Raw genomic sequence first — 5,483 nt, 5'->3', positions numbered from 1 at the left:
AATGATTTGAGATTTTTGATTGAATTGGATTGTGGATTAATCAATTGCCAGAATGATTAATTAATGGTTATTTTTAGTCAAAGTCTAAACTAATTTTTGGCAATATCATTCCATAATGTGCAACCCCTTAAAAATAGTGTCGCCGATGCGTGGGTATGACTTGACACTTATCCAAACTATTTAAGCTTCAGCAATTGCGACATTAGCTTCTTGAGTTACTGGATAAACGCTCACTTTTTTCCGACTTTTACCTTTTCTTTCAAAAGTCACCACACCCTCAATTAAAGCAAATAAAGTATAGTCAGTACCCACACCAACATTATTGCCTGCATGGAATTTACTACCACGTTGCCTGACAAGAATATTACCCGCTTTAACAACTTGACCGCCAAAACGTTTAACACCTAATCTCTGGGAATTAGAGTCGCGACCGTTACGAGTACTACCAGTACCTTTCTTATGAGCCATGATTTCCTCCAAATTTTATTACATATAATAGCATCTGTACTTATTCTGCCTGATTTTCTGATTTTTCTTCAGATACAGTTTCAACTTCTGCCGTAGTCTCGGAAACTTCCTCGCTAACAGTTTCTACTGACTCTGGAATTTCTGTAGCTTCAGTTGCTGTTTCTGTAACACTTTCACTAGCTTCTGGAGTTACTGTTGTAGCTGAAGTTTGAGATTCTCCTGCTGCTAATATTTTGCCATTAATACTTATGGAGTCAATCATTAGACGAGTAAGTTCTTGGCGATGTCCCCTTTTTTTCCGAGTTTTCTTTTTAGGCCGCATTTTGTAGACAATAATTTTTTTGCCCCGCAAGTGCCTCATCACAGTGCCTTCCACAAGAGCGCCTTTTACAAGGGGTTGACCAATATGAACATCTCCCTCATGTTGAACTAGAAGCACATTATCCAGAGAAACTTGATCCCCCTCCGCTGCTTGTAGAAGGTCAATATCGTAAAAGCGACCTGCTTCTACCCTCAGTTGTTTTCCACCTGTTTCAATAATTGCGTAACTCATTAAATTTGTGTTGATAGGTTTGCCGTACAGGTAGCTGGTTCTAACGCTAATACCTGAAAGTGGTATTGTAGTTAGTTAAAATGGGCAAATGCCTTGATTTATTTACCAGCTTTTATTATGTCTGAACCTGGTCCGAGCAGGATTTAGACACACAATCTGCAATTATCTCTGACAAACGTAATTTTTGTCAAGTAGCGGCTAATGGCTATTAGCTAGCGCATAACTACGTTAACGCCCCTACAAATTGTATAATGATCTACGGAACTATATTACTCCGAAGCAAACAGATTTGATATTATATCAAATTCCCTCGGGTTCGGTATAAAAAAATGTCCCAATCGATGCGCCATTGTCAAATCTTTCTCGATATTCTCCTCCTGGGAGGGGTTAGGGGTGAATCCCCCTGTTGCCTGTTGCCTGTTGCCTGTTGCCTGTTGCCTGTTGCCTCCCATGTTAAAATCAATAACTACCACCGCTCAATATATCTCCAACAGCTTTACCTTCTAGTATACTAACCGCCCCTTCTAATAGCTTATCTTCGATATATGGTTTGGTAAAGTAACCCTTTGCACCCAACTCAAATGCCATTTCCATGTGTTTTTTTGCTCCACGAGATGTCAACATCGCCACAGGTAAAGTATTCAAATGAGAATCTTTTTGCATCCGAGATAATAACTCGAAACCATCCATCCGAGGCATTTCAATATCACAAAATACCAAATCACACGGTAAACCTGCACGCATTTTTTCCCAGGCATCCTTACCATCCCTTGCCTGTTCAACTCGGTAACCAGCTTTACTAAAGGTCATTGATAACAATTCACGAACTGTAATTGAGTCATCAACAATTAATACTGTTAACTCACTCTTTTGCTGTACAGGTAAAGATGCCTCATCTTCTTCGCTAGATGACCACATATTACCCTCATCTCGGCGTAGTCTTCCTGTTGCTAAGTTAATTAATTCAATGACATCCGCGATCGCGACAATATTACCATCCCCTAAAACTGTTGCTCCAGCAATACCGATAGGTTTAGGTATCGGACCCTCTAATTGTTTAATTACAATTTCCTTCTGTTGTTCTAAAACTTGATCGACTTGCACCGCCAAAAATATGCCAGCAGAAGCAGAGCGCAAAACAACAATTGAAATCATATCTTCCTCGGCATTAATACCATACACATTACCGCGACGGAGATGACGATTATAAACAAGCAGCTCTCGTAAGTGACGGAAAGGCAACTTTGATCCACGCCATTCTATATAGTATTGCCCATTTTCTTCTGCTTTAACTTCCTCCTTAGACACTTTAATCATATCCTCTACCCCATCCATCGGAAAAGCAATCCAAGAGCGATCGCTAATACAACATAATGCTTTTGAGATACTCAAAGTCAGAGGTAAGCGAATTGTAAATATTGTACCCTTACCAATAGTAGAGTCAATAGAAATAGTACCTCGAATTTCGGTTAAATTAGTTTTCACCACATCTAACCCAACTCCACGACCTGAAAAATTATCAGCCTTATCTTTTGTACTAAAACCCGGATGAAAGAGCAAATCATAAACATCAATGTTAGACATCCCTTTAGCTTGTTGTTGAGTAATTAGACCTTTTTCTATCGCTTTCTTCTTGACTTTTTCGGCATTAATTCCCGCTCCATTATCTGCCACCGAAATCACCGTTTGATTACCTTGGTGAAAAGCACGAATTGTGATTTTACCTTGACGAGACTTACCTGCTGCTAGACGTTGTTGAGGTGTTTCAACTCCATGAGTTATGGCATTATTAATTAGATGCTTCATTGGGTCAGAAAGCTTATCCTGAATCATTTTATCAATTAAGGTCTCTTTCCCTTCTACCTGTAAACTCACCTCTTTGCCACATTCCATTGAAATGTCTCGCACCGCACGAGGTAATAGTTGTACCGTCTGAGAAAAGGGTATCATTCTCGACCTAGTTAACCCTTCTTGTAATTGAGTTGTCACTTGTCGTAGCTGACGGGTTACTTGTTCTGCGTCATCAACCAGAAATTCAATGTCAGAAGAAGACTCTCGTACTCGGACTATATATTCTATGGTTTCCTGAGCCAATAAATGGAAAGGGGTGAAGTTTTCCACCCGGTCAAGATCGAGAGAGTCTTTAAACCCTTTTTGTGCTACTTTTACCACCGTACTTTCGGGCACTGTAGTAGTAGAATGATGTCCTTGACGATTGTCCCAAATTGCTCTTTCTAAAAGTGTTTTTTCATACAAGTCGTGCATTCGTTGTCCAGCATCACTGAGTAGCATTACCTGATGGAGCAGGTTATCTAGAAACTGGCGCATTCGTTCTTGACCTTGTTCTAAACTATTACGATTGACTACTAGTTCACCTACTAAGTTACTGAGATTATCTAGTTGCTTTGCAGGTACTTTGACTGTTTGTTCTGGAGGGCGTCTATTTCGGCGAGGAGTATTAGTAGTAGAAACCCCACTAGATTTATAAGTATCTATATTAGGAGTTTCTAATAATTTATCTAAGTCACTAAAGGGATCTTCTTCTGGTAGTTTTTTTGTGATACTGGCAGCTTTATGGATAGGAGGAGTTTTTTCTACAACTGCTATATTTGATTTGAGTTTTGAATTAATTTCTGTACCATTTAATAGTTTTTCTAGTTGTACAAAAATATTATAATTATTATCTAATTTTTCTCCATTTAGTATTGCTTCTAATTCAATAAATTCATATTCTTCTGATTCTATTTGATTTTTAGCTGTTAATTGTTGATTTTTTTCTGACTCTAGAGAAGTTGTTTCACTCACTACATCTTCTAACAACTTATTTAAGTCTACCGTTTCATCTACAGTTTCATGGTTTTCTACGGTAGGCCACAAATCTTCTATATTTACTGAAATTTCTGAATTTTCTTGAGGTTCATTATCGCTCTCAATTAAATTATCTAATGATTCATTAGAATCTAAGTTAATAAAATCTAGGTTTGGATCGTCGAATAAACTATTCAAATCATTGTTATCATCTTCCCAGTTTATCTGCTCCACATTGATTGATTTTTGTGAGTCTGACAAATCTACATCTTCTCGATCAAATCCTTTGGAAAAACTGGATGTCAAATCATCTGATTCTATTTGATTTTCTTGTTGTTCATTTACTGTGTCTAAATCTTCAAACAGTGCTTCTAAATCGGCTACTTTTGAGTTTAAATCATTTTTGGTTTGAATTTGGCTTTGATTATTTTCTACTTTTACATCATTTTTAATTTTTTTCCCTTCATCTTGGATTCCCAATAAATCACTAAAATCTTCATCTACCTGATATTTTTGGTTTATTTTTTTAGAAATTGATTTGATATTTTTTTGCAGATTATTTTTGGGTAAATCCACTTGTAAATCCCTGTCATTTTCAGAGTTTTTTACATCTTCTAATGCTGCTAAATCTCCCTGATTTATAGCATTGAATAGGTCATCCAAATCTTCTGTCTGTTTTGCTTTACTATTATCTAGTTTTAAGTTAGTATTTTGCTTGTTAACATTACTCTGATTTTGTAGTGTCTTTTCTGTACTTTTACTAAACAAATCTGACAAATCTTCGTCTACTGGAGTTAAAAATTTAAATTCATTGTGATTTTTAATTTTGGATGATTGTACAACTTCATTAACATCAAATAATAAGTCAGACAAATCACCAGAATCATCCCTCTCAATTTCAGATATTTTTAACTCCCCTCCTTCCACATTACCTTTATCTAGTATTTCTTCTTCTTCCCAACTAGAGTCTAGTTCTGGTGTTTCTCCTTCAAATAAATCTGCTAAACTATTTAGTTCTGTTACTCCAACTTCTGGTCCTTGCCTTACTTCTTGTTTATCTCCTATTAAGTCATAGTTATTATTATCTATATCCCTAGCTTCTAAGCTATTAAACCAGTCATTTATAGACTCTTTTTTTTGAGTTAATATATCATTTTTGTTGTTTATTCTCTCATTAATATTAGTTTGGTTCTGTTGATTTTTTGTTTCATTTAACATATCTATTTCACCTATATTTTTGTTTATATATTCTGCGTTTTTCGTTAAAGTTTTTAAATTTTCATCTATCACTATTTCTTGCTCTCGATTATCTCTAATTAATTCTTGAGCTTGTTTCAAATTTTTAATTATGTTATGAGCAAGAGTATAGTATGTATTTTCCGTGTTAGCGATAGCTTTTTTAATCGCCTCTATTAATTTCAACCAATTTGATGACACATGTTCTTGTCTGCCCTGACCTGCTAAAAAATCACATATATTTTTCAATTTATTCCTTGTACTGGCATCATCATTTTGCTTGAATAAAAGCAACATTTCTCGCATTTTTTCTGAGACTTCTGCCATAAAAAAACTTTGTTTGTCAACATTTAATTCTGGTATTTTTCCTATAGTTATTCCGTGAGTTTCTCCTGCTAAATCATCTAGATGTTCTTCA

General features: G+C 35.9%; 3 protein-coding genes and 1 pseudogene. All 4 read right to left on the bottom strand.

The features are described from left to right. Nucleotides 1-180 precede the first annotated feature (180 nt). Complete coding sequence (gene rpmA / locus F6K13_RS16130; protein WP_124143459.1) at nt 181-468, bottom strand: 50S ribosomal protein L27; 288 nt, start codon at nt 466-468, stop codon at nt 181-183. A 163-nt stretch (nt 469-631) separates the two neighbouring features. Further along, a pseudogene (gene rplU / locus F6K13_RS16125) lies at nt 632-1,021 on the bottom strand (50S ribosomal protein L21); the annotation flags it as partial. Between the two features lie 269 nt (nt 1,022-1,290). Continuing rightward, entirely contained in the window at nt 1,291-1,494 is a 204-nt protein-coding gene (locus tag F6K13_RS16120) for a hypothetical protein (RefSeq protein ID WP_287287836.1), read from the bottom strand. Continuing rightward, a partial coding sequence (locus F6K13_RS16115; RefSeq protein ID WP_353735674.1) for a response regulator occupies nt 1,481-5,483 on the bottom strand: 4,003 nt, incomplete at its 5' end. The genes F6K13_RS16115 and F6K13_RS16120, both read right to left, overlap by 14 nt.

Source organism: Okeania sp. SIO2B9, assembly GCF_010672505.1.
Taxonomy (GTDB): Bacteria; Cyanobacteriota; Cyanobacteriia; order Cyanobacteriales; family Microcoleaceae; genus Okeania; species Okeania hirsuta.
Note: the sequence above shows the minus strand (reverse complement) of the source record. Positions and strands in the feature narration are given on the sequence as shown.

Coding starts and splice junctions, on each gene's coding strand:
- rpmA (WP_124143459.1), bottom strand. CDS start 468: ATGGCTCATAAGAAAGGTACTGGTAGTACTCGTAACGGTCGCGACTCT.